Annotated in this window: 24 protein-coding genes; 11 read left to right on the forward strand and 13 right to left on the reverse strand. The window is 52.7% G+C overall.

Annotated features, from left to right (window positions below):
* Nucleotides 1-59: 59 nt before the first annotated feature.
* Both J2T37_RS03420 and J2T37_RS03425 read left to right on the forward strand, forming a co-directional pair.
* Entirely contained in the window at nt 60-395 is a 336-nt protein-coding gene (locus J2T37_RS03420) for a hypothetical protein (protein WP_253353792.1), read from the forward strand.
* Nucleotides 392-880 carry a hypothetical protein gene (locus J2T37_RS03425; protein ID WP_253353793.1) on the forward strand — a complete coding sequence of 163 codons (489 nt, stop codon included), beginning with the start codon at nt 392-394 and terminating at the stop codon, nt 878-880. Before J2T37_RS03420 ends, J2T37_RS03425 begins: the two co-directional genes overlap by 4 nt.
* Nucleotides 881-937: 57 nt before the next feature.
* Here J2T37_RS03425 and lpxH read toward each other — a convergent pair whose 3' ends face one another.
* The 7 genes from lpxH to rpsT all read right to left on the reverse strand — a co-directional run bounded on the left by lpxH (nt 938) and on the right by rpsT (nt 7,295).
* Nucleotides 938-1,648: a UDP-2,3-diacylglucosamine diphosphatase gene (gene lpxH, locus J2T37_RS03430; RefSeq protein ID WP_253353794.1), complete on the reverse strand. Its 711-nt coding sequence runs from the start codon at nt 1,646-1,648 to the stop codon at nt 938-940.
* Nucleotides 1,649-1,778: 130 nt separating this feature from the next.
* Nucleotides 1,779-2,198 (reverse strand): hypothetical protein, encoded by a 420-nt coding sequence (locus J2T37_RS03435; RefSeq protein ID WP_253353795.1) that lies wholly within the window; start codon nt 2,196-2,198, stop codon nt 1,779-1,781.
* A 15-nt stretch (nt 2,199-2,213) separates the two neighbouring features.
* Nucleotides 2,214-2,627, reverse strand: a complete 414-nt coding sequence (locus J2T37_RS03440; protein ID WP_253353796.1) for a GIY-YIG nuclease family protein — start codon at nt 2,625-2,627, stop codon at nt 2,214-2,216.
* A gap of 116 nt (nt 2,628-2,743) precedes the next feature.
* A complete protein-coding gene (aspS, locus tag J2T37_RS03445; protein WP_253353797.1) occupies nt 2,744-4,555 on the reverse strand; it encodes an aspartate--tRNA ligase in 1,812 nt (603 codons plus the stop codon).
* Between the two features lie 138 nt (nt 4,556-4,693).
* Entirely contained in the window at nt 4,694-5,389 is a 696-nt protein-coding gene (locus J2T37_RS03450) for a DUF502 domain-containing protein (RefSeq protein WP_253353798.1), read from the reverse strand.
* 298 nt (nt 5,390-5,687) lie between these two features.
* Nucleotides 5,688-6,836 carry a phospholipase A gene (locus J2T37_RS03455; RefSeq protein ID WP_253353799.1) on the reverse strand — a complete coding sequence of 383 codons (1,149 nt, stop codon included), beginning with the start codon at nt 6,834-6,836 and terminating at the stop codon, nt 5,688-5,690.
* Nucleotides 6,837-7,031: 195 nt separating this feature from the next.
* The gene (rpsT, locus tag J2T37_RS03460; RefSeq protein WP_253353800.1) at nt 7,032-7,295 is read right to left on the reverse strand and encodes a 30S ribosomal protein S20; all 264 of its coding nucleotides are present in this window, start codon (nt 7,293-7,295) and stop codon (nt 7,032-7,034) included.
* A gap of 470 nt (nt 7,296-7,765) precedes the next feature.
* On the opposite strand from rpsT, the gene J2T37_RS03465 reads away from it, so the two are divergent.
* The gene (locus J2T37_RS03465) at nt 7,766-8,914 is read left to right on the forward strand and encodes an extracellular solute-binding protein (protein WP_253353801.1); all 1,149 of its coding nucleotides are present in this window, start codon (nt 7,766-7,768) and stop codon (nt 8,912-8,914) included.
* 70 nt (nt 8,915-8,984) lie between these two features.
* Here the strand turns inward: J2T37_RS03465 and J2T37_RS03470 are convergent, their stop codons facing one another.
* Together J2T37_RS03470 and J2T37_RS03475 are read right to left on the reverse strand one after the other, a co-directional pair.
* On the reverse strand, nt 8,985-10,844 hold the full coding sequence (locus J2T37_RS03470; protein ID WP_253353802.1) for a lytic transglycosylase domain-containing protein: 1,860 nt from the start codon (nt 10,842-10,844) through the stop codon (nt 8,985-8,987).
* A 226-nt stretch (nt 10,845-11,070) separates the two neighbouring features.
* Nucleotides 11,071-11,631 (reverse strand): adenine phosphoribosyltransferase, encoded by a 561-nt coding sequence (locus J2T37_RS03475; RefSeq protein WP_253353803.1) that lies wholly within the window; start codon nt 11,629-11,631, stop codon nt 11,071-11,073.
* A gap of 124 nt (nt 11,632-11,755) precedes the next feature.
* Here J2T37_RS03475 and gmk point away from each other — a divergent pair, with 124 nt between their 5' ends.
* The 7 genes from gmk (at nt 11,756) to J2T37_RS03510 (ending at nt 18,455) form a co-directional block, all read left to right on the forward strand.
* Nucleotides 11,756-12,373, forward strand: a complete 618-nt coding sequence (gene gmk / locus J2T37_RS03480; protein WP_253353804.1) for a guanylate kinase — start codon at nt 11,756-11,758, stop codon at nt 12,371-12,373.
* A gap of 55 nt (nt 12,374-12,428) precedes the next feature.
* Nucleotides 12,429-12,635: a DNA-directed RNA polymerase subunit omega gene (rpoZ, locus tag J2T37_RS03485; RefSeq protein WP_253353805.1), complete on the forward strand. Its 207-nt coding sequence runs from the start codon at nt 12,429-12,431 to the stop codon at nt 12,633-12,635.
* 263 nt (nt 12,636-12,898) lie between these two features.
* Entirely contained in the window at nt 12,899-15,055 is a 2,157-nt protein-coding gene (locus J2T37_RS03490; protein ID WP_253353806.1) for a RelA/SpoT family protein, read from the forward strand.
* Between the two features lie 391 nt (nt 15,056-15,446).
* The gene (locus J2T37_RS03495; RefSeq protein ID WP_253353807.1) at nt 15,447-16,649 is read left to right on the forward strand and encodes an MFS transporter; all 1,203 of its coding nucleotides are present in this window, start codon (nt 15,447-15,449) and stop codon (nt 16,647-16,649) included.
* A 307-nt stretch (nt 16,650-16,956) separates the two neighbouring features.
* Nucleotides 16,957-17,169 (forward strand): 30S ribosomal protein S21, encoded by a 213-nt coding sequence (rpsU, locus tag J2T37_RS03500; RefSeq protein ID WP_003680926.1) that lies wholly within the window; start codon nt 16,957-16,959, stop codon nt 17,167-17,169.
* Between the two features lie 238 nt (nt 17,170-17,407).
* Entirely contained in the window at nt 17,408-17,851 is a 444-nt protein-coding gene (locus tag J2T37_RS03505; RefSeq protein ID WP_253353808.1) for a GatB/YqeY domain-containing protein, read from the forward strand.
* A gap of 178 nt (nt 17,852-18,029) precedes the next feature.
* A complete protein-coding gene (locus tag J2T37_RS03510) occupies nt 18,030-18,455 on the forward strand; it encodes an HIT family protein (RefSeq protein ID WP_253353809.1) in 426 nt (141 codons plus the stop codon).
* A 181-nt stretch (nt 18,456-18,636) separates the two neighbouring features.
* On the opposite strand, the gene J2T37_RS03515 is transcribed toward J2T37_RS03510, so the two are convergent.
* From J2T37_RS03515 to J2T37_RS03530, 4 genes are read right to left on the reverse strand one after another with little or no spacing between them, the layout of a single operon-like run.
* Nucleotides 18,637-19,371, reverse strand: coding sequence for an ABC transporter ATP-binding protein (locus J2T37_RS03515; protein WP_253353810.1), 735 nt, complete (start codon nt 19,369-19,371; stop codon nt 18,637-18,639).
* A 3-nt stretch (nt 19,372-19,374) separates the two neighbouring features.
* Nucleotides 19,375-20,313 (reverse strand): FecCD family ABC transporter permease, encoded by a 939-nt coding sequence (locus tag J2T37_RS03520; protein ID WP_253353811.1) that lies wholly within the window; start codon nt 20,311-20,313, stop codon nt 19,375-19,377.
* 15 nt (nt 20,314-20,328) lie between these two features.
* Nucleotides 20,329-21,120 carry a heme/hemin ABC transporter substrate-binding protein gene (locus tag J2T37_RS03525; RefSeq protein WP_253353812.1) on the reverse strand — a complete coding sequence of 264 codons (792 nt, stop codon included), beginning with the start codon at nt 21,118-21,120 and terminating at the stop codon, nt 20,329-20,331.
* Nucleotides 21,121-21,174: 54 nt separating this feature from the next.
* Complete coding sequence (locus J2T37_RS03530; protein WP_253353813.1) at nt 21,175-22,227, reverse strand: ChuX/HutX family heme-like substrate-binding protein; 1,053 nt, start codon at nt 22,225-22,227, stop codon at nt 21,175-21,177.
* A gap of 250 nt (nt 22,228-22,477) precedes the next feature.
* Here J2T37_RS03530 and J2T37_RS03535 point away from each other — a divergent pair, with 250 nt between their 5' ends.
* Nucleotides 22,478-23,452, forward strand: coding sequence for a PhoH family protein (locus J2T37_RS03535; protein ID WP_253353814.1), 975 nt, complete (start codon nt 22,478-22,480; stop codon nt 23,450-23,452).
* Nucleotides 23,453-23,468: the final 16 nt, after the last annotated feature.

Consider the following 23,468-nt stretch of genomic DNA (forward strand, 5'->3'; position numbering starts at 1 on the left):
CGCAACTTAACATCCAAGCAGTTTATAATGACCGCCCCACAGCGAGAAAAGGAACTGTCATGACCTTGAAACAATCCGCACTTTGGCTGCTTATCGGCTGCCTGAGCATTTCCGCCGCCCACGCCGTACCCGCCGAAGACGAGCAGCAACTGCGCACCTTGCTGGATCATTATATCGGCCGTCTGAAAAGCGGCAGCAGCTATGTGGTCGGCCAGACCCTGCCGCCTGCCGTTATCAAGCAATCGGCCAAAAGTTTAGGCATGAGCAAAAGCGATACCCGCAACATGCTGGTGGATATTGAATCCGGCGCCCTGAAAAACGCGCCGATTGAAGCTACGCTTACAGCTTTATCGGCGCAACCGAAGGTAAAAATACCCAACACGACTATGTCGTGATTCCGACCACCAAAACCTATAAAATCAGCGGCCATATCGAAACCGTAAACGGCCACCTCGTCGCGCTGAAAGACAGCGGCAAATGGTATTTGATGGATGTGGAAAACGCCGAAGATTTAAACACGCTCAAGCAAGCCTACCCTGCTTTAGGCAGCCTAAGCGTTGCACCAGCGCAAGTGAGCCGCAACAAAGCCGAAACATCGGCGCCCGCAGCCAAAGCCACCGATAAGACAGCAGCGGCAAAAACGGCAACAGCGGCAAGCACCAAACCCGCCCAATCCACCGCTGCTTCGGTCAAAACAACCCCGCCTGCCAGCAAAATGACACCACAACAAACGAGCAAACCCACTACGGTTAAAAGCAGCAAGCCGGTCGGCAGCAAAACCGTGACCATACAGAAAAAAGCGGTCAAAGAAACCGCCAAAGCCAAAACAGCCACCCAAACGGCCATTAAAAAAGCCGCTAAAACGGTAAAAAACAAATAAGTAGTAAAAATGCCGTCTGAATGTATGTTCAGACGGCATTTTTTATTCATTCAAACTTTAGCGCTCGAAACCGAATCCGTTTTCATCAAAGCGCAAAACAGATACCCTGTCCGGACGCCAATCGCCCAACACAATCCGCGTAAACTCAGGCTCATGATGGATATTTTCCCGATGGGTATGGCCATGTATCAGCAGCGGCACGCCGAAACGCTTAACCGTTTCAGCAGTAAACTGCGGATTCACATCCATAATCTGCGCCGCCATCGTCTGCTTGCCCCGGCTGCTGATATTGCGGATTTTATGCGCGATTTTTACCCTTACTCCCAACGGCAGCAGCAAAAATAATTTCTGCCGCCATTTTTGCTGCACCTTACGCCGGAACGCTTGATAGCGCGTGTCATCAATACACAGCGTATCGCCGTGGCAAATTAACGCTTTCTGCCCGAATAAATCAATGACTTGATATTCTGGAAGCAAGACCACCCCGCTGTCGCACGCAAAGCGTTTGCCAATCAAAAAATCACGGTTGCCGTGGATAAAATAGCATTTCACGCCCTTATCCGCAGCCCCACGCAACGCCTGCTTGACCGCCGAAATCAAGGCGGACTCTTCGTCATCGCCGACCCAAAAATCAAACAAATCCCCCAAAATATACACCGCCTGCGCCTGCAACGCCCGCCCCTGCATAAAATCCAAAAACAACGCCGTCAACTCGGGCTGCGCTTCGCTCAGGTGTAAATCGGCAATAAAATAAATCGGTTTGGACATGGGTACATTCATCGGTAAGTTTGCGCCATTATAACGCAGACCTGCTTTCCGGCAAAAAGGCCGTCTGAAAAGGCATACAAAATCTTGGATTTCGTTTTCACACCTTTTCAGACGGCCTGTATCATCTTTTTCAGTCCCACAAAATATCCAATTTCAAGCCGACGCTGTCGGCAAATTTTTGGATGGCTTTGCGGCGGTTTGCCGTACTGTAATGCACGAATAAAAATACGCCTTCTTTTAGCTTTACCGTATAAGCCTGACCGTTTGGCAGATAATTCGGCTCTGTACCCAAGCAATGCCCGAAAGTGGCTTTACCGTCAGCGATATATTCTTCTATCAGGCTTCGATATTCCTGGTTGGACAACAAATACTGAAACAGCTTTTTCTGATTATCCCGAAAATTATCGCCCCATATTTTTTTACCGTTCGGCAGTATAATCGCCACTTTACCGCTATCCTGCCCTGCCACGACAATATTTTCTGTTTCCGATTCAGTTACGCTGCCCTCAAAAATATTGATATTCGCCACTTCCTCCATCATCTCGCGCACAATGTCCCAGATATTCTACGCCTTGATTTTACTGGTTTTTTCGATATAGGAAGTGTTGCCGATATTGGCATTGTCCAATGTCAAATCGGTTTGCGCAAACTGCTCAATCAAGAGCTTTTCCAAATAGTCAGTCTGCGATTTATCCAAATGGCCGTCTTCGCGCCCAAAGAAAATCACCTTGTTCCACCATGTTTTATCCTGTGCTTTCACATGCGTATGCAAACGGTCATACACACTGCGCGAGGCTTGCCCGACATAGCGGATATTGTCGCCCAGCAGGATGTAAATGCCTGCGCGGTTGGCCTCTTCCAAGCGTTTTAAGGCGTTCATGTCTTCGCGGTCAGCGATGGCGAAAAAAGCTGGCTCTTGCGTGTAAACAGTGATGTTGTCGCGTCCCCTGTCGCTGACAATGACGGTATGGGTAACCATTTTTCTCCCTTTGCTTTCAGATGGATTTGAACCTATATAAAAGGCCGTCTGAAAAGAATGGCAACGAAATCCAAGATTCCTCCACACCTTTCAGACGGCCTTGCCTATGCGTTTAATTACGCTTCTTTATTTTCCGCTGCCGGTTTTTGGCGCAGGCGCAAGCCCAGCTCGCGCAATTGTTTGTCGTCCACCGCATTCGGTGCGTTGGTCAGCAGACATTGGGCGCGTTGGGTTTTCGGGAAGGCAATCACGTCGCGGATGGATTCGGCGCCGGTCATCAGCGTTACCAAACGATCCAGGCCGAAGGCCAAACCGCCGTGCGGCGGCGCACCGAATTTCAGGTTATCCAGCAAGAAGCCGAATTTTCCCTGTTGCTCTTCCGGGCTGATTTTCAGCGCGGCAAACACTTTTTCCTGCACATCGGCGCGATGGATACGGATAGAGCCGCCGCCGATTTCCCAGCCGTTCAACACCATGTCGTAAGCGCGGGCGATACAGTTTTCCGGATCACTTTCCATCAGGTCTTCATGACCTTCTTTCGGCGCGGTAAACGGATGGTGCACGGCGGTGTAGCGGTCTGCCTCGTCGTCGTATTCGAACATCGGGAAATCCACGACCCACAGCGGTTTCCATTCATCGATAAAGTAGCCGTTGTCGGCGCCGTGTTCCAAGCCGACTTTAATGCGCAATGCGCCGATGGCTTCATTGACGACTTTGGCTTTGTCCGCGCCAAAGAAAATGATGTCGCCGTTTTGCGCACCGGTGCGCTCGATGATTTCTTTCAGGGCGTTTTCAGACAGGAATTTGACAATCGGCGATTGCAGGCCGCTGTCTTCGCCGTTGCTCAGGTTGCTTACGTCGTTGACTTTGATGTAGGCCAGACCTTTGGCGCCGTAAATACCGACGAATTTGGTGTATTCGTCGATTTCTTTACGCGAAAGCTTCGCGCCGCCAGGCACGCGCAAAGCCACCACGCGGCCGTTTTTCATGTCGGCCGCGCCACGGAAGACTTTGAATTCTTCCGTTTTCATCAGGTCGGTCAGCTCGGTGAATTTCAAGTTGATACGCATATCCGGTTTGTCCGAGCCGTAGTAGAACATGGCTTCAGAATACGGCATGCGCGGGAAATCGCCCAAATCCACGCCCAAAGCGTCTTTAAACACTTGCTTGGCCATGCCTTCGGTGATATCCATGATTTCATCCTCATTCAAAAACGAGGTTTCCAAGTCGATCTGGGTAAATTCGGGCTGACGGTCGGCACGCAAATCTTCGTCGCGGAAGCATTTGGTGATTTGGTAATAGCGGTCGAAACCGGCTACCATCAAAAGCTGCTTGAAGAGCTGCGGCGATTGCGGCAGCGCGTAAAATTCGCCTGGGTGTACGCGGCTGGGCACGAGGTAGTCGCGCGCGCCTTCAGGGGTCGAACGGGTCAACATCGGCGTTTCGATGTCGATAAAGCCTTGCGCGTCAAGATAGCGGCGCACGCCCATCGCCACTTGATAGCGCAGACGCATGTTTTTCTGCATCACAGGGCGGCGCAGGTCGATAACGCGGTTGGTCAAGCGCACGTTTTCGCTGATGTTTTCATCGTCGATTTGGAACGGCGGCGTGGCGGCGGTGTTCAACACTTCGATTTCTTTAGCCAAAATCTCAATTTTGCCGGACACCATTTTATCGTTGGTCGTACCTTCCGGACGGTTGCGTACGCGGCCGGTCACGCTCAAAACGTATTCGTTGCGCACCGCATCGGCGGTTTCAAAGGCTTCTTGGGTATCAGGGTCAATCACGACTTGGACAATGCCTTCGCGGTCGCGCAGGTCGATGAAAATCACCCCGCCGTGGTCGCGGCGGCGGTGTACCCAGCCTTTGACGGTGACGGTTTGGTCTAAATATTGCTCGCTAATCAGGCCGCAATAGTTGGTACGCATAAATTTACCTTCTTGTGTTTGATTTAAAATAAAAATAAAGCGTCGAGGCCGTCTGAACAGCCTGACAAAATTTTAGAGGGAATACTGAAACTTGGCCGCACAACAGATGTGTTTTCAGACGGCCTGAAGCAGGTGGAATCAACGTTCCGCTTTATCCGCCTGCTCTGGCAGCAAGGCTTGCGCTTCATGGTGCGAATGTTCGTCCGGCATGACCATGCCCAGCGAAATCACGTATTTCAAGGCTTCATCCACGCTCATATCCACCTCGCGCACATCGCTTTTTTTCACCATGATGTAATAGCCGCCGGTCGGGTTAGGCGTAGTCGGCACATATACCGACACATATTCCTCACCCTCGGGCAGGCCTTCCTGCAAAGCTTCGGGAATATGGCCGGACACAAAAGCCAGTGTCCAGATATCCGGCTGCGGAAACGGTACCAATACCGGCGTTTTAAACGAACGGCTGCTGTCGGACAGCAACGATTCGGACACTTTTTTCACGCTGGAATAAATGGATTTGACCACCGGAATCCGCCCCAACAGGCCGTCCCACATGGCGATAATCCGCTTGCCCAGCATATTGGCGCTAAAAAGGCCGGTAATGAACAAGGCGACGATGGCGACAATCACGCCCAAGCCGGGAATGTTGAAACCCAAAAAATACTTCGGCTGCCAGTGTGCCGGCAGCAGGTTAATCAGCTGGTCGGAGGCCGTGATGATGTAGCTGATTGCCCAAATGGTTACGGCAATCGGCAGCCACACCAGCACACCTGTAATCAGGTATTTTTTCAATGCTTTGGAAATTCTCCCGCCCTCGGGCTTCTGCTGCGTCATTTTATCCCATTCTGCCAAATATCACCGCCCAAACGCGTTATTATACGCGTTTGGGCGGTAAGAAACGAGTGTTTTTAGAACCTGTATTCATAAGATTAATAGATGGATTTTTGTTGAATAATCATACGAATACAAGGCAATATTTATGCAAATCTGGACGATTGGCGCAAAAGTCCAACGCGGTAGGCGTGTGATTAGGCAATAAAAAGCCGCTATCAAGATTGTGAATACAGGTTCTTAAATGTCTTGCTTGCTTTTCAGACGGCCTTTTCAGCAGACAGGCCGTCTGAAAAGCCGGTTAAATCCCGTCCCAATCGTTGAACATTACGCCGATACCGATACCGGTCTGCTTGTGGTTGTAGTCAATCAGGCTCTCGCCGTAACCGTGGAAACCGCGCACCACGCCTTTGAGCTTGCCTTTAATCGGGAAGGAATAGGCTGCTTCTACCGAGCCGTGACCGGTTTTCGGATTATAGCGCCACACCGAATAAACGCTTTGCTTGTCGTTGAAACGGTAATGCACCTTCAAATCGCCGTAACCCAGATAATCTTCGATATTGGGGTTGTCGTCATCGCTGCCGCTGGAGTCAAACGCCCGCATCCACACGCGCGGAATCACCGTCAGCTTGCCCCACTCCATGCCCGCCATCGCATAAACGCGGTTCCACGAACGCGATTCCGGTCGGCTCTCGCCGTTGGACTGATGGACAAAACCGGCGCCCAACATGCGCAGTTTCCCACCCCACGGCAAATCCAATTTCACCGGCTGGGTCAGGAAAATTTCCGGCTCGTAATCGGTATTACGGAACGGTGCAGAACGGCGGCCTTGGTTATACAGCTGCCAGTTGGATTTCTGCGTATAGCCGAACCACAAATCGGCGCGGCTTTTAAACAAATCTTCCGCGATTTTGCTTTTAAACGAAATCTGCATTTTCGCTTCCAAGCGTTTTTGCTCGCTGTATTTTTCTTCGCTGGTGGTACCGCGCGTCGGCGACAAAGGATAATAGTTCGGACTGCTGTTGTACCAAGCAGGCAGCAGGTACATTGGGTTGTGTTCGCGCACGGTCAGGATACCGCGACGGTCATTCTGATCTAAATCATACATCAGGCTTAAAGGCGTATAAGCCTCGGCCTGCGCACGCAGCACTTCTTCCGGCACAGGCAGGTCGGTTTTATCGAAAACAATCGTAGCTTCTTTGTTTTCTAGACTGGTATTGACCGTTTCCTTCAAATCAACAGGCGCTTTTTCCGCCGCCGTATCAGCAACAGCAACCGGCGGTTTTTGCGGCGGAAGTTGCGCCGCATAAATTTTGTCATAACAAGCCAAACGCAAGGCGTTGTCTTCAATCTGCGTACATTGCAGCGCAGACGAATCCGCCGCCCACACGGAGGGTGTAAGCGCCAAAGCAGTTGAAGCGGCAGCCAGGTAATATTTCAACGTCATCATAAGATAGGCTTTTTCAAACAACGGTTTCAGACGGCTTTTACCATAAAATATCAGGCTGGCCGTCTGAACCGCAGGCCGAAGCCGTTGCAGATACAGCAATACCCCTGAAAACCGGCGTATCCGTCAGGGGCAAGGCATTACTCGGGCGCAAAGCACACCGGCACGGTTTGCCGCGCTTGGCGGCAGCTGCAAAAATTAAGCCAGGGCTTTAACTTTGGCAGACAGGCGGCTCTTATGACGAGCAGCTTTGTTTTTGTGGTAAACACCTTTGTCAGCGATACGGTCGATGATTTTAACCGAATCGGCGTAAACTGCTTGGGCAGCGGCTTTATCACCGGTTTCAACGGCTTTCAGTACTTTTTTAACCGCAGTGCGGAAAGCGGTACGCAGGCTTGCGTTGTGGGCACGTTGTTTAACGGACTGACGGGCACGTTTGCGGGCTTGTGCGCTGTTTGCCATAGTGGATATCTCCTGAAAAATAAATTCTGTAAACGCGCAATTTTAAAGACAAATGTTTTTATGTGCAAGTGCTTTCTCTGAAAAGCGCCGTTTTTGAGCGGCTTATGCGGCAAAAACCACACTATAACCGAACCATGTCCGCCAACGGCAACAGGCCGTCTGAAAGCCTTATCCGGCAGATTGGCTGATATTGCTTTGATTTTCATTGCACTTACATTACAATAGCCGCTGCACCGCGCCGGGGTAGATTGGGGCTGCGGCGCAATAATTTTCAGGGTCTGTTGACAATTCATTCGCGAAGCAGATTTTCGAATAAAAAAGCGCGGATGCAAGGTACAAAGCGCAGCAAGGTTGAACACCTTGCGAGTATTTGTAACGCAGCAGGCGCGTTTTTTGCCGAAAAAATGCCGCGTAATGAAATGCCAACAGACCCTAATTCCCACAACCCTTTCATCAGGAAAACAACCCGTATGAAAAAATCCGTATTAGCCGTGTTGGCCGCCTTGTCACTCGCAGCCTGCGGCGGCAGCGACAACAAACCCGCCCAACCTCAAGCAGCCGCCGAAGGCGCGTCTGCTGCCAATACCGAACTCGCTGCAACCGACGCGCTCAACATCTACAACTGGTCCAACTACGTTGACGAATCCACCGTCGAAGACTTCAAAAAAGCCAACAACCTGAAGCTGACCTACGATTTGTATGAAAACAACGAAACGCTGGAAGCCAAAATGCTGACCGGCAAATCCGGCTACGATTTGGTCGTGCCCGGTATCGCCTTCCTACCGCGCCAAATCGAAGCGGGCGCATATCAGAAAGTTGATAAAAACCTGATTCCGAACTACAAAAACATCGACCCCGAGCTTCTCAAAATGCTGGAAACAGCCGATCCGAGCAACGAATACGCCGTACCCTATTTCTCCGGCGTAAACACGCTGGCGATTACCGCCAAGGGTAAAGAGCTGCTGGGCGGCCAACTGCCGGAAAACGGCTGGGATTTGCTGTTCAAACCCGAATACACCTCCAAGCTGAAATCTTGCGGTATCGCGCTGTGGGATACCCCGAGCGAAATGTTCCCGATTGTTTTGAACTACCTGGGTAAAGATCCCAAAGGCAGCAACAAAGACGACATCAAAGCCGCCGCAGACGTATTGCAAAAAATCCGCCCCGATGTTAAACGCTTCAGTCCGTCTGTGATTGACGAATTGGCGCGCGGCGATGTGTGCTTGGCTGCGGGCAACGGCGGCGATTTGAATATGGCCAAAGCCCGTTCCGAAGAAGTAAAAAACAACGTCGGTATCGAAGTGTTGACCCCGAAAGGCATGGGTTTCTGGATTGAGTCTTGGTTGATTCCAGCTGACGCGAAAAACGTGGTCAATGCCCACAAATACATCAACTACACCCTTGATCCCGATGTCGCCGCCAAAAACGGCAATTTCGTCACCTTCGCGCCGGCCAGCCTGCCCGCCCGCGAAAAAATGGATCCGAAGCTGGTGGCTACCCGCTCCATCTTCCCGAACGCGCAGGACATGAAAGACGGTTTCGTCATGCCGCAAATGAGCGCAGACGCGAAAAAACTGACCGTAAACCTGTGGCAGAAAATCAAAGTCGGCAGCAATTAATCTGCTTGATTTGAAATGAGAAAAGGCCGTCTGAAATTATTTTCAGACGGCCTTTATTTCGAATAAAGGATTAATAACGCGCCGGCACTGTGCCCATGCGCTGTTTCAGCGAAGTTTTCGGCTCGTTGAACAGCGAGGCGTAGTAAGTGGCGTTGGTCATGACTTTTTTCACGTAATCGCGTGTTTCGGTAAACGGAATGGTCTCGGCGTAAATCGCACCTTCCAGCGGCGTACCGGCCTGCCAGTTGCGGGCGCGGCCGGGGCCGGCGTTGTAACCGGCGGTCGCCATCACTTCGTTATTCTGCAAACGGCGTTTGGCGTCGGCCATATACCACGTACCCATGCGGATATTGCCGTCCATGGTGTAAAGTTCGCTGCTGCTCATGCCGATTTTACCGGCGATTTCGCGGGCAGTGGCGGGCATCACCTGCATCAAGCCCTGCGCACCGACATTCGATTGCGCCCCCATCACAAAGCGGCTTTCCTGACGAATCAAACCATACACCCAAGCCGGATCGATACCGACTTCACCGGCATAGCGCACGGTCAAATCTTTATACGGCGACGGATAGCGCAGGTTGTAGTTCATTTTGTTTTCGGTGCGGTCGGCGCTGTTAATCGCCATGTCGTAAAACTGGTTGTCGTAGGCCACTTGTGCGGCAGTCAGCAAATGCTCGTCGTTAAAACCGCGTGTGGCAAAGCGCCATTCCGACTGCGCCTGACTGCGCATTTTGCCGTCACCGCTGCTTTGGCTATTTTTAAACAACACCAGCGAACGGTTAATCGCGCCGTCTTTAGCCATATGGTTGATTTCATGGCGGCTCGGCGCAGCGGCAGTGTTTTTGGTATTGATACGGCGGCCGAGTTCTTCCGTCGCCATCACCGCATAGAAATTGCGACCGCTGGCGGCGGCTTTTTCATACAAAGCGTTTACACGGGCATTTTGGCCTTGCGCGGCGTAGCTGCGTGCCAGCCAATACAGCCAGGCCGAGTCGTTTTGCAACTTTTCCGGCATGGCGTTAATGACACCGGCTAATTCGCTCCAGCGCTGCAAACGCAAAGCGGAACGGGCATACCATTCCAACTGCTCATCAGTCAGCTGCTTGCGGTCGGATACGCGGCCGAAATAATCCAAAGCCGTGCTGAAATTTTGTTGGCTTTGCGCCTGCGACAAGCCCAACACGCCCCACGCAAAGCTGCTCTGTTCGCGGGTCAGACCACCTTCCATCGCCGACAGCGTGGCGGCGGCAGAAGATGATTTGCGCGCATCTTTACCAATCACACTAATCAAGCTGTATTCCTGCGCACCCTGTCCGCCGTCGTCGAACGGACTGCCCAAGGCCGCCGCCAAATTACGCGCGTCGGTGGTTTGGCTGTTGGAGAGCAAACCGCGCACGCGCCGCCAAGCGTCATTCGTATTCAGACGGCCTGAGGCAGCCGCCGCTTCCACCAATTTGGTGCAGCCGGTCGGCAGACGTTTGGTTTCGCGCACCAAATCGGCAGCCTTGCTGTAATTGCCGCTATTCAAATCGGCATAGCATTCCACTTCCTGCGCACGACCTTTGGCGTCCAGCTTGCGGTATTCGCTTTGAAATAGCGTCCATTGTCCGCGCGCACCGAGGCTTTTGAGCCATTCGTTGCGCACGTTTTCCGCCATCGCGCTGTCACCTGCTTGCGCCAGAAACTGCTGCGGCAAAAAGTCGTCGCCACTTTTGGCCGCGCTCAAAGCGCTTTGGTATTGGCTGTAATCGGAGAGGATTTTGCTTTCACTGTCGGCGCGGCGCGACGGCAGTGCCGTAGCCGTTGTCGCAACCGCTTGCGCCTGCACGGGCTTGGCCGTCGCCGCCGGTTTGCTTTGCGACGCACACGCCGACAATACGGCGGCGGATAATAAAGTCATCGAAAGGGATAATGTGTTTTGCTTATTCATGTTCATTGTTCTGCTTTCCGGTCGTATCGGTTTATTTGTTGTTTTACTCATACCTGTTCCAACAGGTACAGCAAATATCTGCTTATTCTAAATGATTTACTCTGAATATCCGAATGCCAAACTTATATTTACATTTTCAATCAGTCTGGGTGCAACAAAGGCCGTCTGAAAACGGCGAAATCCTGCTCTGACATTTTCAGACAGCCTTGTATATAAAACCGCTTAGTTACATACAGCCTTCGTTCTGACACAAACTAAACAGCGGCACACCGCTAGCGCGGATTTTCTTGCCGCCCGGTAAATCGGTAAATTCCAATACCGCCGCCGCTTCCACCACCTCGCCGCCGAGTTTGCGGATTAATTCCACACCCGCCAGCATGGTGCCGCCGGTGGCTACCAAATCATCCACCACCAACACGCGGTCGCCTGCTTTGATGGCGTCGGTATGGATTTCCACCGTGGCCTCGCCGTATTCCAGCGAATAGCTTTGCGACACGGTGTTATACGGCAGCTTGCCTTTTTTGCGGATGGGCACGAAACCGACGTTGAGCTGGTAAGCCAGCGCTGCGCCGATGATAAAGCCGCGTGCATCCAAACCCGCCACAGCGTCGATTTTCTGCCCCATATAGCGGTACACCAGCAAATCCACCAGCAGGCGGAAATATTCGGCGCTTTGCAGCACCGGAGTGATGTCGTGAAATAAAATGCCTTCTTGCGGCCAGTTTTCGATTTTGCGGATTTTTTCCGCCAGCGCGTCCACGCCCATTACTTCAGGATGAATCAACATGTATGGTCTGTCCCAATCAATCAACGGGCATGATTGTAACACAGCGCCAAGGCCGTCTGAATATCGAAAAGGTGCGGCTGCTGTGATATACTTTGCCATAACTGACCAACCCGAACACTTCATCATGCAAGCACCGAAAAAAGGCAATATTTTCATCATTTCCGCTGCCTCCGGCACCGGCAAAACCACGCTGGTTTCGCACCTTTTGAAAAACAACGCCGACTTGCGCGTTTCCATTTCCCACACCACGCGCCCGCCGCGTGAGGGCGAGCAAAACGGCGTGCATTACCATTTCGTGCCCAAAGCCGAATTTGAATCGCTGATTGCGCAGCAGGCCTTTTTGGAACACGCCAATGTGTTCGGCAATTATTACGGCACCAGCATTGCCGGTGTAAACGATTTGAGTGCGCAAGGTTATGATGTGATTTTGGAAATCGACGTACAGGGCGCCGAGCAGGTGCGCCAAGCCCTGCCCGAGGCATGCAGCATTTTCATTCTGCCGCCGTCGTTGGATATACTGGCAGGCCGTCTGAAAGGGCGCGGCACCGACAGCGAAGAGGTCATCCATACCCGCTTGGCCGAAGCCCGCCGTGAAATCGAACAGGCGGCGCATTTCGACTATATTGTCGTCAATGATGATTTGGACAAAGCCGAAGCCGACCTCTTGCACATCATCAATGCCCGCCGCCTGCAAAAAGCGGCGCAACAGGCTTTTTTGGCAAAGCTGTTGGAAAATTCCTAAAAAACAGCGAAAATAGCATATTCCCATTTTTATTTTTAACGAAAGAAAGCACCACATGGCACGTATTACCACTGAAGACTGCACCGGTAAAATCCCCAACCACTTCGACTTGACCCTGATTGCCGCCCGTCGCGCACGCCAACTGGAAAACGGCAACACCCCGCTGGTTGACGATGTGCGCAACGACAAACCGACCGTTACCGCGCTGCGCGAAATCGCCGCCGGTCAGATTGGCGCAGAGCTGCTGACCCGCAACAAATAAGCAACCGCTTGCAATTTCAGCATGATTAAAACGGAGGACGGCAAACCGCCTACCCTCCCTGCCCGAAACCAAGCTGCACGGCCGACATGCCGCAGCTTGGAACGGCGTTTGACACATCAACACAATAAAAACAAAAAGCGGCAAGCGTCCGCCCGACACCGTACACATCACAGATGTACCATCAATAGCAATAGCCTTTTGGCCGGTTAATCATTCCGCCCGCCAAAGCGCTGTCCGACCACCCAACGAGAGGCCGTCTGAAAATGCCAGCCCCACTGCCAACCGCCCCCTACGATCCGTTGACCAGCGAAGCGCGCGATTTGCTGTTCCGCACCGCCTCCTACCTCAACGAAACCGAACAGGCCGAGCTTGAAAAAGCCGTGGCCTACGCTTTCCATGCCCATGACGGACAAACCCGCAAAAGCGGCGAGCCCTATATCACCCATCCCTTAGCCGTTGCCACCCAGCTGGCGATTTGGCACATGGACATCCAAGGCTTGTGCGCCGGCGTCATGCACGACGTATTGGAAGATACCGGCGTGTCTAAAGTAGAAATGGCAGCAGAATTCGGCGACACCATCGCCGAAATGGTGGACGGCCTTTCTAAATTGGAAAAACTCAAATTCGACGACCAAGCCGAACATCAGGCCGAGAGTTTCCGCAAACTGATTCTCGCCATGACCAAAGACGTGCGCGTGATTGTGGTCAAAATCGCCGACCGCCTGCACAACATGCGCACGCTCGGTGCCATGCGCCCCGACAAACGCCGCCGCATCGCCAAAGAAACCCTCGAAATCTACGCCCAAATCGCCAACCGTATCGGCCTGAACAACGCCTATCAGGAATTGCAGGACTTATCCTTCCAAAATATTCATCCCCGCCGTTACGAAACCCTACGCAAAGCGATGTTCAACAGCCGCAAAAACCGCCGCGATGTGGTAGGCAAGGTCTTGAGCGCGTTCAGCCAGCGTTTGGTAGCGGCCAACATCGAAGCCAAAATCAAAGGGCGCGAGAAAAACCTTTACAGCATCCATCAGAAAATGCTGGCGAAAAAATTGCGTTTTGCCGATGTGATGGATATTTACGGCTTCCGCGTCATCGTCAACAGCATTCCCGCCTGCTACGCCGCGCTGGGTGCGCTGCACAATTTATACCAGCCCAAACCCGGCCGTTTCAAAGACTACATCGCCATCCCAAAAAGCAACGGCTACCAAAGCCTGCACACCACTTTGGTCGGCCCTTACGGTTTGCCGATTGAAGTGCAAATCCGCACCCGGGAGATGGATGCCGTCGCCGAAGGCGGCGTGGCCGGACATTGGATTTACAAATCCGGCAGCAACACCGTTGACCAGGCCATGCTACACACCAACCAATGGCTGAAAAACATCCTCGATTTGCAGGCCAGCAGCGCCAATGCCATCGAATTTTTGGAACACGTCAAAGTCGATTTGTTCCCGAACGAAATTTATGTACTTACGCCCAAAGGCCGAATCCTGACCCTGCCCAAAGGCGCCACCCCGATTGACTTTGCCTACGCCGTGCACACCGATGTCGGCAACCGCACCGTGGCCGCACGCGTCAATAATACGATGGTGCCGCTGCGCACCAAATTGAAAACCGGCGATTCGGTGGAAATCATCACTTCCGAACACGCCAAACCCAATCCCGCCTGGCTCAATTTTGCCGTATCCAGCCGCGCCCGCAGCGCCATCCGCCAATACGTCAAAAACATGAACCGCAAAGACGCCATTACTCTGGGCGAAAACCTGCTGCAAAAAGCCCTCTCCAGCCTGCTGCCGAAAGATGTTTTGCTGTCAGACAGCCTGAAGGAAAAATATCTGGCCGATTTGTCGGTGAAGCAAACTTCATTTGAAGAAGTCTTGTACAACGTCGGCATGGGGCGTACCCAACCCGTGTCCGTCGCCATGCACATCGCAGAGCTGGCCGGACAGCATTTTGGCAGCGAAATCAAACTCAGCCCGATTAAAGTGCACGCCCAAGACAGCGGACGCGTCCACTTAGCCGAGTGCTGCCACCCAATTGCGGGCGACCCCATCCGCGCCGTCTTGGTCAAAGACAAAGGCATGATTATCCACCGCGATACCTGCCCCGTCTTGCTCAAAACCGACCCAGAGCAACAGCTTGACGCAGATTGGGACAACATCTCCAGCCAAAGCTACCGCGTCAGCCTGCAAATCCAATCGGAAGACGCGCACGGCCTCTTGGCGCAGATGGCACAAGCCATTTCCAGCGCCAATGCCGACATCGAATCGGTGGAAACCCCCTCGCGCCAACAAGCCGGAACGGAAGGTTTTATCGAGTTCCGCTTTATCATCAAAGCCAAAGATTTGGCTCAGGTCAACCAAATCATCCACAACCTGCATGCTATTCCGCAGGTCAGAAAAGTGGTGCGCGGTTAATGCTTGATAAAACAGAATGCCGTCTGAAAATTTCTTTCAGACGGCATTCTGTTATCAGCTTGTCCCAAGCCTACCTGCATCGGCTTGCCCCCTTACTGCGACCATGTTAACATTTAAATATTAATGATTTACTGCCAGCCGTTACTACTTTCCATATCACCTATGCATTACCGGATAACGGCACTTCCCGCTCAGTAAGACTACAAATTTTCTATTACTCATTCCGATAGGCAATCTCTTCCCACAGGATAAGTGCCTACACACATCTGCTGCTCTATCCCAATCCGCTTATCTGCGCCCTACCGCCGGATAACAGCTTATTTACACCACCCCTTGATGGAGTTTATTCATGCAATCGGCAAAAAAACGCCGCCAAAAAATGAGACTCATCATGTTTTTGGCTTTCCTGACCTTATCCCTGAATCTGCGTGCGCCCATTACCGCGCTCCCACCGGTGATTACCGAAGTCAAAAACGCCCTTTCCATGACCCCGGCTTTTGCCGGTATCTTAACCACCATTCCGGTTTTGTGTTTCGGCTTGTTTACACCGTTTGCTTCTAAAATCATCGGCAAAACCGGCATTGAAAATGCCATTATGCTGACTTTAGGAGACGTTCTAATCGGCTCTGTCGTCAGGGTATTGGGCGGAACCGGCTGTATGCTGGCAGGGACGATACTGATTGGTCTGGCCTTAACCGTGGGCAACCTGTTGGAGCTGTTGGTAATCGCGCGGGATTATAAATCCTCTGCTGGGATGATGACCGGTATCATGGTACTCGGCATGAGTTTCGGCGGAATGATTACCTCATCTCTGACCGTTCCTATCGCCCACATGTTCGACTGGCGCTGGGCGCTCGCCTTTTGGAGTTTGTTTGCCTTATTGAGCCTGATTTTATGGATACCCGGCTACCGGCGCGAAAGCAGCAAAGCCAAGCATGCCGCAGCCAAACCAATCACTTCCGCCAAAAACCGCATGTCGTTCAAACAATTTTCTCCGGCAAAAATCCGGGCTGTCATCGCACTAACCTTAGCGTTTTCCGCACACAGTTTCGCCTTTTACGGTATCGTTGCCTGGCTGCCAACATTTTTGGTGCAAAACGCGCATTTTAGCAATGATAAAGCCGGCGTCATCGTTTCCATTTTCCACCTGCTGGGTTTCGTCGGCTGCATGGGCATGCCGCTATTGAAAAAATGGTTTAATCTGTCGATTGGTTGGATGTTTGTCATCGGTGGGCTTACTTGGTTTTTAGTTCCCACAGGCTTTTACCTGCTGCCGCAACATTGGCTGCTGTGGGACATCGCCGGCGGTATCGGTTGCGGCAGCGCCTTTGTCATTATTTTCTCATTGATTATCGCCAAGTCCGCTTCCCTAGAAGAAAACCGCTACACCTCTTCCGTTGTCCAATCCATCGGCTACATCATCGCTTCCATCAGCCCGATGATTACCGGCTGGCTATACCAAATATCCGGCCATTGGCGTAGCAGCTTTACCGTCTTGGCGCTTGCCACGCTGATTTTTATGATTGGGGGATTACTGGCAAACTTTTTCTACAAACAAAGCGAACAGACACCCAAAACCTCGGCTTCGACGTAACCATGCAAAACAAAAGTGCAAATTAAAGACACGTTGCTGCGTCTTTACCAATCATCCTCGCCGCCAACCTTGACACCGCTTGCCGAAATATAAGATAATCGCAAAATTATTTTTCGGCTTTTAAACAGCCGACTATCCGGCAAAAAGCCGACTTGTTAGGAGGTGATGTTCACATCACGGCGCGTATCCCGCCATGCCGCAAGGCAGTCAGCGATACAAGACAACCCCATTTAATCAGGCCGTTTGCCTTATCTACTTTATTTTTCAGACGGCCTTTAATAAATTTTTTGAATTTGAAGGAAATAAAATGCCTGCAATCCGCGTAAAAGAGAATGAACCGTTTGAAGTAGCCATGCGTCGTTTCAAACGTGCCGTAGAAAAAACCGGTCTGTTGACCGAGCTGCGTGCTCGCGAAGCTTACGAAAAACCGACTACCGAGCGCAAACGCAAAAAAGCCGCTGCCGCCAAACGTCTGCAAAAACGTCTGCGCAGCCAACAACTGCCTCCGAAAATGTACTAATCACGGCGCAGCCTTGATTTGAAATACCGCACCGCAAGGCTGATGCTTTGCGGTGTTTTGTTTATGACGCAAGCGGCACACTGCCGAAATCCTGAAAACGGCTAATATGCGGGTTTGCCTGTGATGATTCCATATTGTTTTTTAGCAATGAACCGACATCATCTGAGCAAACACACGTTCGGTTGTGCCGCCTGCCCTACGCCTCTTATCCATAACCGTATCAGAAAGAGAGCCTGAAATGACCCTGAAAACCCGTCTCAACGAAGACATGAAAACCGCCATGCGTGCCAAAGACAGCGTGTCTTTGCCCACCATCCGCCTGATTAACGCCGCTATCAAGCAGTTTGAAGTCGATGAACGTCTTGAAGCCGACGATACCAAAATCATTTCCATCCTGACCAAAATGGTCAAACAGCGCAAAGATTCCGCCAAAATCTATGCCGATGCAGGCCGCAACGACTTAGCCGACAAAGAAAACGCCGAAATCGACGTGTTACACCGCTACATGCCGCAAATGATGTCGGCCGAAGAAATCCAAGCCGCCGTCGCCGCTGCCATCAGCGAAACCGGCTCAGCAGGCATGGCTGATATGGGCAAAGTGATGGGCGTATTAAAAACCCAGTTGGCCGGTAAAGCCGATATGAGCGATGTCAACAAAGCGCTAAAAGCAGCCTTGGCTTAACCACCCTTCCATAAAGGCCGTCTGAAAACACATCCGTTTTCAGACGGCCTTTGCTATTTATTGGTTTGCGGCACATCAATATCCGTTTAATTGGCATGCCAATTTATCAAAATCAAGCTTTTTTGGTTCTCAAATATGCTAAAATAACGCCCATCCACAAACCCAAAAGGAGAACGGCATGACCGCAAAACAACCCTGCGCCTATTGCGACGGCGGCGAATTATTAGACGCATTCGGCATTAAAATCTGCGACTTAGATAAAAGCCAACTCATCTTATTCAAAGAGCAAAGCCACCCCGGACGCGTTATCGTGGCTTCCAAATTCCACGTCTCGGAAATCGTGGACATCAGCCCCGACGAACAAGCCGCATTCTTTAACGATGTACGCCGTGCCGCGCAAGCGCTGCATGCCGCATTCAGCCCAGACAAAATTAACTACGGTGCCTACGGCGACGGCGGCTGTCACCTGCATTTCCACTTGGTACCGAAATACAAAAACGATGACTTTGAGTGGGGCACGCCGTTTGCCATGAATCCGCAACGCCAATATTTGAGTGAATCACAATACGCGGAAATCATTGAAAAAATCAAAGCTGCTTTGTAAACTGCCCAAAAGCAACAAAGGCCGTCTGAAAAGATTTCAGACGGCCTTTGCCGCAAAATAAATTGCAGCCAATCATATCGTTTGAAATAAACCCTTCCAACAAAAATCAGGGCAAAATGGAGATTCCTATCCAAGCAAATACCGCCGTTACCATTCGGTTTGAATGCATACCAGCCATTCGCTACACACGGAAATACACCCCATCTTCATCCTGCAAACGCTTGACCGCCCAGCCGTAAACCTCTTGCAGCAATTCTGGCTGCATGACTTCGTCGCAACTGCCGCTGGCAAAAATTTTCCCCTGGTTCATCAAAATGATATGGTCGGCGTAGCGGGCGGCCAGATTCAAATCGTGCAACACCATAATGCTGCTGAAATCCTGCTTGTGCTGTGTCAGGTATTGCATGAGTTTTTGCTGGTGGCGGATGTCGAGGTGGTTGCACGGCTCGTCTAAGAGCAGCACGGGCGCATTTTGCAGCAGGGCACGGATGATGTTGGCGCGTTGCTGCTCACCGCCCGACAAGCTGCTGATACGCTTGTCGGCCAAATCGCGCATATCGAAGTAATCCAGCAGACTTTCCAACTGCTGCGGCTGTTTTTTCAGACGGCCTTGATAGGTAAATGCCGACAAGCCGACATATTCGCGCACGCTCATCGGCATGGCGTAACGCCCGTGCTGCCCGACCCAAGCCACGCAGCCTTGGCGGATTTGCGGTGCGGCGGCTTGGCCGAACAGGGTCACGCCGCCCTTGCCCGTCTGCCCGAGCAGGGCTTTGAGCAAAGTGGATTTGCCCGCACCGTTGGGGCCGATAACGGCGGTATTCGCGCCGACGGGAAAATCCAGCGTACCAATGTCCAGCAACACCTTACCGCGCACGGTCACATTCAGCGACTGAATCTGAAAAGAAGCGGTCACGGCTTATTTCCTTACCGGTTTGATAAACAGATACATAAAAAACGGCCCGCCCAACAGCGCGATGATAATCCCCACCGGCACATCCACCGGATAAGCCGCCCAGCGTGCCGCACCATCGACCACCAGCAGAAACACCGCGCCAAGCCAAGCCGAGAGCGCAATCAGCTTGCGGCGGCTGCCGCCGACGGTCTGCGCCAGCACATTGGGCACCATCATACCGAGGAAACCGATGATTCCCGCCAGCGACACCGCCGCGCCGGTCATCAGCGCCGCCCCGATAACGGTCTGCACGCGCATGGCATGAGCCGACACGCCCATGCTGACGGCGGTATCCTCCCCCGTCATCAGAATATCCAAGCGCCGTCCGCAGCCCAGCAGCAACAGAAATCCTGCCGCCATCGTTACCGCCGCCAGCCACGGCGGGGTAAAACCCGCTTCGGCCAAACTGCCCGACAGCCAAGTGGTGGCGCTGCGCAGCACCAAATCATCGGACAAAAACAAAATCAGGCTGACCACCGCGCCGGAAAACGCACTCAGCACAAAGCCCAACACCAGCAGCCCGAGTGCGCCGCCGCCCATCAGCCGGTGCACCGCCAAAATCAGCAGACACACACCCAAAGCGCCGAGGAAGGCCGCCAGCGGCACGCCCAGCGCACCGCCGCCGAAAGCCAGCACGACAATCACGCCCAAAGCCGCGCCGCCCGACGTGCCAATCAAGCTCGGGTCGGCTAGCGGGTTGTCGAACAAAGCCTGCAAAGCCGCGCCCGAGGCTGCCAGCCCCGCGCCGACCAAAAGCGCGGTATAAATGCGCGGCAGGCGGATTTGGCGCACGGTTTCATCCATCGCCAAGGGTGTCTGCCATTCACCAAAACCGATACCGCTGCATAAATAAACAGCAGCCAGAGTCAGCAAGATACTGAAAATCAGGATAGGCGGTTTCATGTTTTTCAGACGGCCTTATTTCGCCAAACCGTGTAATTTCTGCACCACTTGAGGCGTATCGAGGCCGTAGCGGAACATGTCGTTGGCTTTCCACAGATAGATTTTGCCGTTTTTGGCGGCTGGGGAGGCGGCAATTTCCGGCTGCGCGGCAAATTTGGCCACACCACCGATTTTGGCTGCATTGTGGTCGGCGATGATGATGATGTCGGGCTTGGCCGCCAGCCACGCTTCGCGCGTCATCAGTTTGATACCGTCTATGGCGGCTGCTGCATTGATACCGCCGGCGCGTTTAATCAGCTCGTCGGAAGCGGTGTTTCTGCCCGCCACCAAACGTCCGTCGTAGCTGAACAGATAACGCTTGCCGGTGACGCTTTGCGGCTTCATATCCGCCTGCCACTTGGCCGCCAACCTGTCGGCTTGGGCGCTTTTGCCGATGAGTTTGCCGGTGGTGCGTATGCTTTGCGGATAGGCGGCGATGTCGTCATTCGGCGCGACGTTGACCGCTTTGATACCAGCTTTTTTCAGGCTGTCGAATATCGTGGCCGGCTGCGCCATCCATGAACCCAGCACAATATCAGGTTTGGCCGCCACTATCGGCTCGACCGTCAGATTGCGGTATATGCCGATACTGGGTTTGCTTTGCAAGGCGGTGTTTTGCACGGTTTGGTCACGGCCGACGACTTCGTCCAGCGCACCGAGCGCCACCACAATATCGCCGACATCGGGCGTAATGACCACAATGCGCTGCGCGTGGGCGGCGCTGCTCAGGGCGGCGGCCAGTAAAAAGGTTGTCAAATAGGTTTTCATCTCGTTTTCTTCCTGATGTTTCTCATCTTTGATTAGTTTCGGCACAACGTTTTTTCAGACGGCCGTCTGAAGAGCGGCAGCCATCAGCGTATCGGTGATTGCCGTCCATTGCGGCAACTCGCCCTGCCCTTCCGTGCGGCGGCCGAAAATTTGGATGACGGTACGGCGGCGGCTGTCAAAACCTTCGATACAGGTAACAAAACCGTCGCGTATCGGGCGGCGCACTATCCAGCTTGCGGCAATTTCGTCGTCTTTCAGGTGCATGCTGAAACCTTCTTCTTTGCCGTCCAACACATTCAGATAGCCACGTGCGCGGATGAGGTTGTGCACTTTGCCGGTCTGAATCTGCACCACGCCCCGGTTGCCCGCAAAAATCATGATTTCGATGCCGGAATCCCGCGCCATTTCCAAAGCCTGCTGCCATACCTCATTACCCACCGCAACCGCCATACCTGCGGGCGCGTAAGGATAAGCCGCCAAACGGTCGAGATGAAAGTTCTCCAACAGCCCGCCGAAATGGTGAACATCCTTCAATTCCAGCCAGCGTTCTTGAAATGCCGCAATACGTTCGGCCGACAAGGGCGCGGGAATATCTACCGGCAGCAGTTCGGCGCGGACAAATTCGGATTTGCCCGCTACGGCAAACTGCGCCAGCAATTCATCCCATGCCGCTGACACGGCCTCATCACGCAAAAACACTTTCTGCACCGCCACACCGAATTCATCGTAAAACTGGATAGAGCGGGATATCTTCTCCCCATTCTTATCGGTAACGGCTAAGGCATGTTTCCAACGCCCAGGGAAAATCCGCAAATCAATACCGCCAATGTTCAGCGCCATGCCCGCCGACGGTGCCAGACTGACGTTTTCATACACACCCTGTTTCTCATGCACGCAAACCTCGTTGCGCACCACGCACTGCACCCGCCCCAAAGCAGCCAGCCGCGATACAATATCGCGGATATTGCCGCCCAGATACACCGTATCCGGCGCGTCGGCCAACAACTCGCCTTCGCTCACGCCCAAATCCGCCGCACCCTCGCGCGGAAAATACATGCCCTGCCTAGTGGTTTTGGCGCTTTGGTATTGCTGCCACAAATTGCCCATTGCGTTTCCTTATGATTGGTGTGTGATGATTTTTCAGACGGCCTCATGGTTTGGCAGGCCGTCTGAAATATAAATAAATATGAAAATGGTTAGCGTTTATAATCTATTTCAGCTAAATTTTCAAGTCATAAAGATGGCAACAAACCCGCGTTAAAAGCATAAAAATCCGGCGCAAAGATGGGCGAAGCGGCGCGGCGGGTTTATAATGCCGTTTTCTATCCCGTGAAAAAATTCAGGAAATACAAACTACATGACCCATACCGTCCACCTTCAGTTTGACGACATCGACAATACCGTTTTGCAACGCCTGTGCGGGGCACTCGACAGCAATCTGGAAGCCCTCGCCCACGCGCTAGACATCCAAATCAGCCGCCGTTTCGAGCATTTCACCTTTATGGGCGAATTGGCGCATGCCGGACGCCGCGCCCTGCTCTCTCTGGCCGAAACCGCCAAACATGGCGATCTGCCGGAAAACGCCATCCAACTGGCCGCCGTTGAAGCCAAAACCGCCGACGCGCAACACCAAGAGCAATCCCACGACCAGCAATATTATTTCCGCACCAAACGCGGCAGCATAGGTGGGCGCACGCCACGTCAAAACGGCTACATCCGCACCTTATTGAATCACGACGTGGTGTTCGGCTTGGGCCCGGCCGGTACCGGCAAAACCTATCTAGCGGTGGCGGCTGCGGTGGACGCAATGGAAAAACACCAAATCGAGCGCATTGTCTTGGTACGCCCTGCGGTGGAAGCGGGCGAAAAACTCGGCTTTCTGCCCGGCGATTTGGCGCAAAAGGTTGACCCGTATTTGCGCCCGCTGTATGACGCGCTGTATGATTTGATGGGTTTTGACCGCGTGACCAAGCTGATGGAAAAAGGCTTGATTGAAATCGCGCCGCTGGCCTATATGCGCGGCCGCACCTTAAACGGCGCGTATGTGATTCTTGACGAGGCGCAAAACACTACGCCCGAGCAGATGAAAATGTTTCTGACCCGTATCGGCTTCGGCGCCAAAGCCGTGATTACCGGCGACATCAGCCAAATCGACCTGCCACGCAACATCAAATCCGGCCTGAAAGACGCACGCGAAAAGCTGCGCGATGTGGAAGGGCTGTATTTTCATACCTTCACCAGCGAAGACGTGGTGCGCCATCCTTTGGTGCAGAAAATCGTCGAGGCATATGAGGCGGCGGAGGAAGCCGAAGAAGCCGGGCGCAAACATTAATCCGAGGCCGTCTGAA

It is taken from the genome of Neisseria perflava (genome assembly GCF_024170405.1).
In the GTDB taxonomy this organism is placed as follows: Bacteria; Pseudomonadota; Gammaproteobacteria; order Burkholderiales; family Neisseriaceae; genus Neisseria; species Neisseria perflava_B.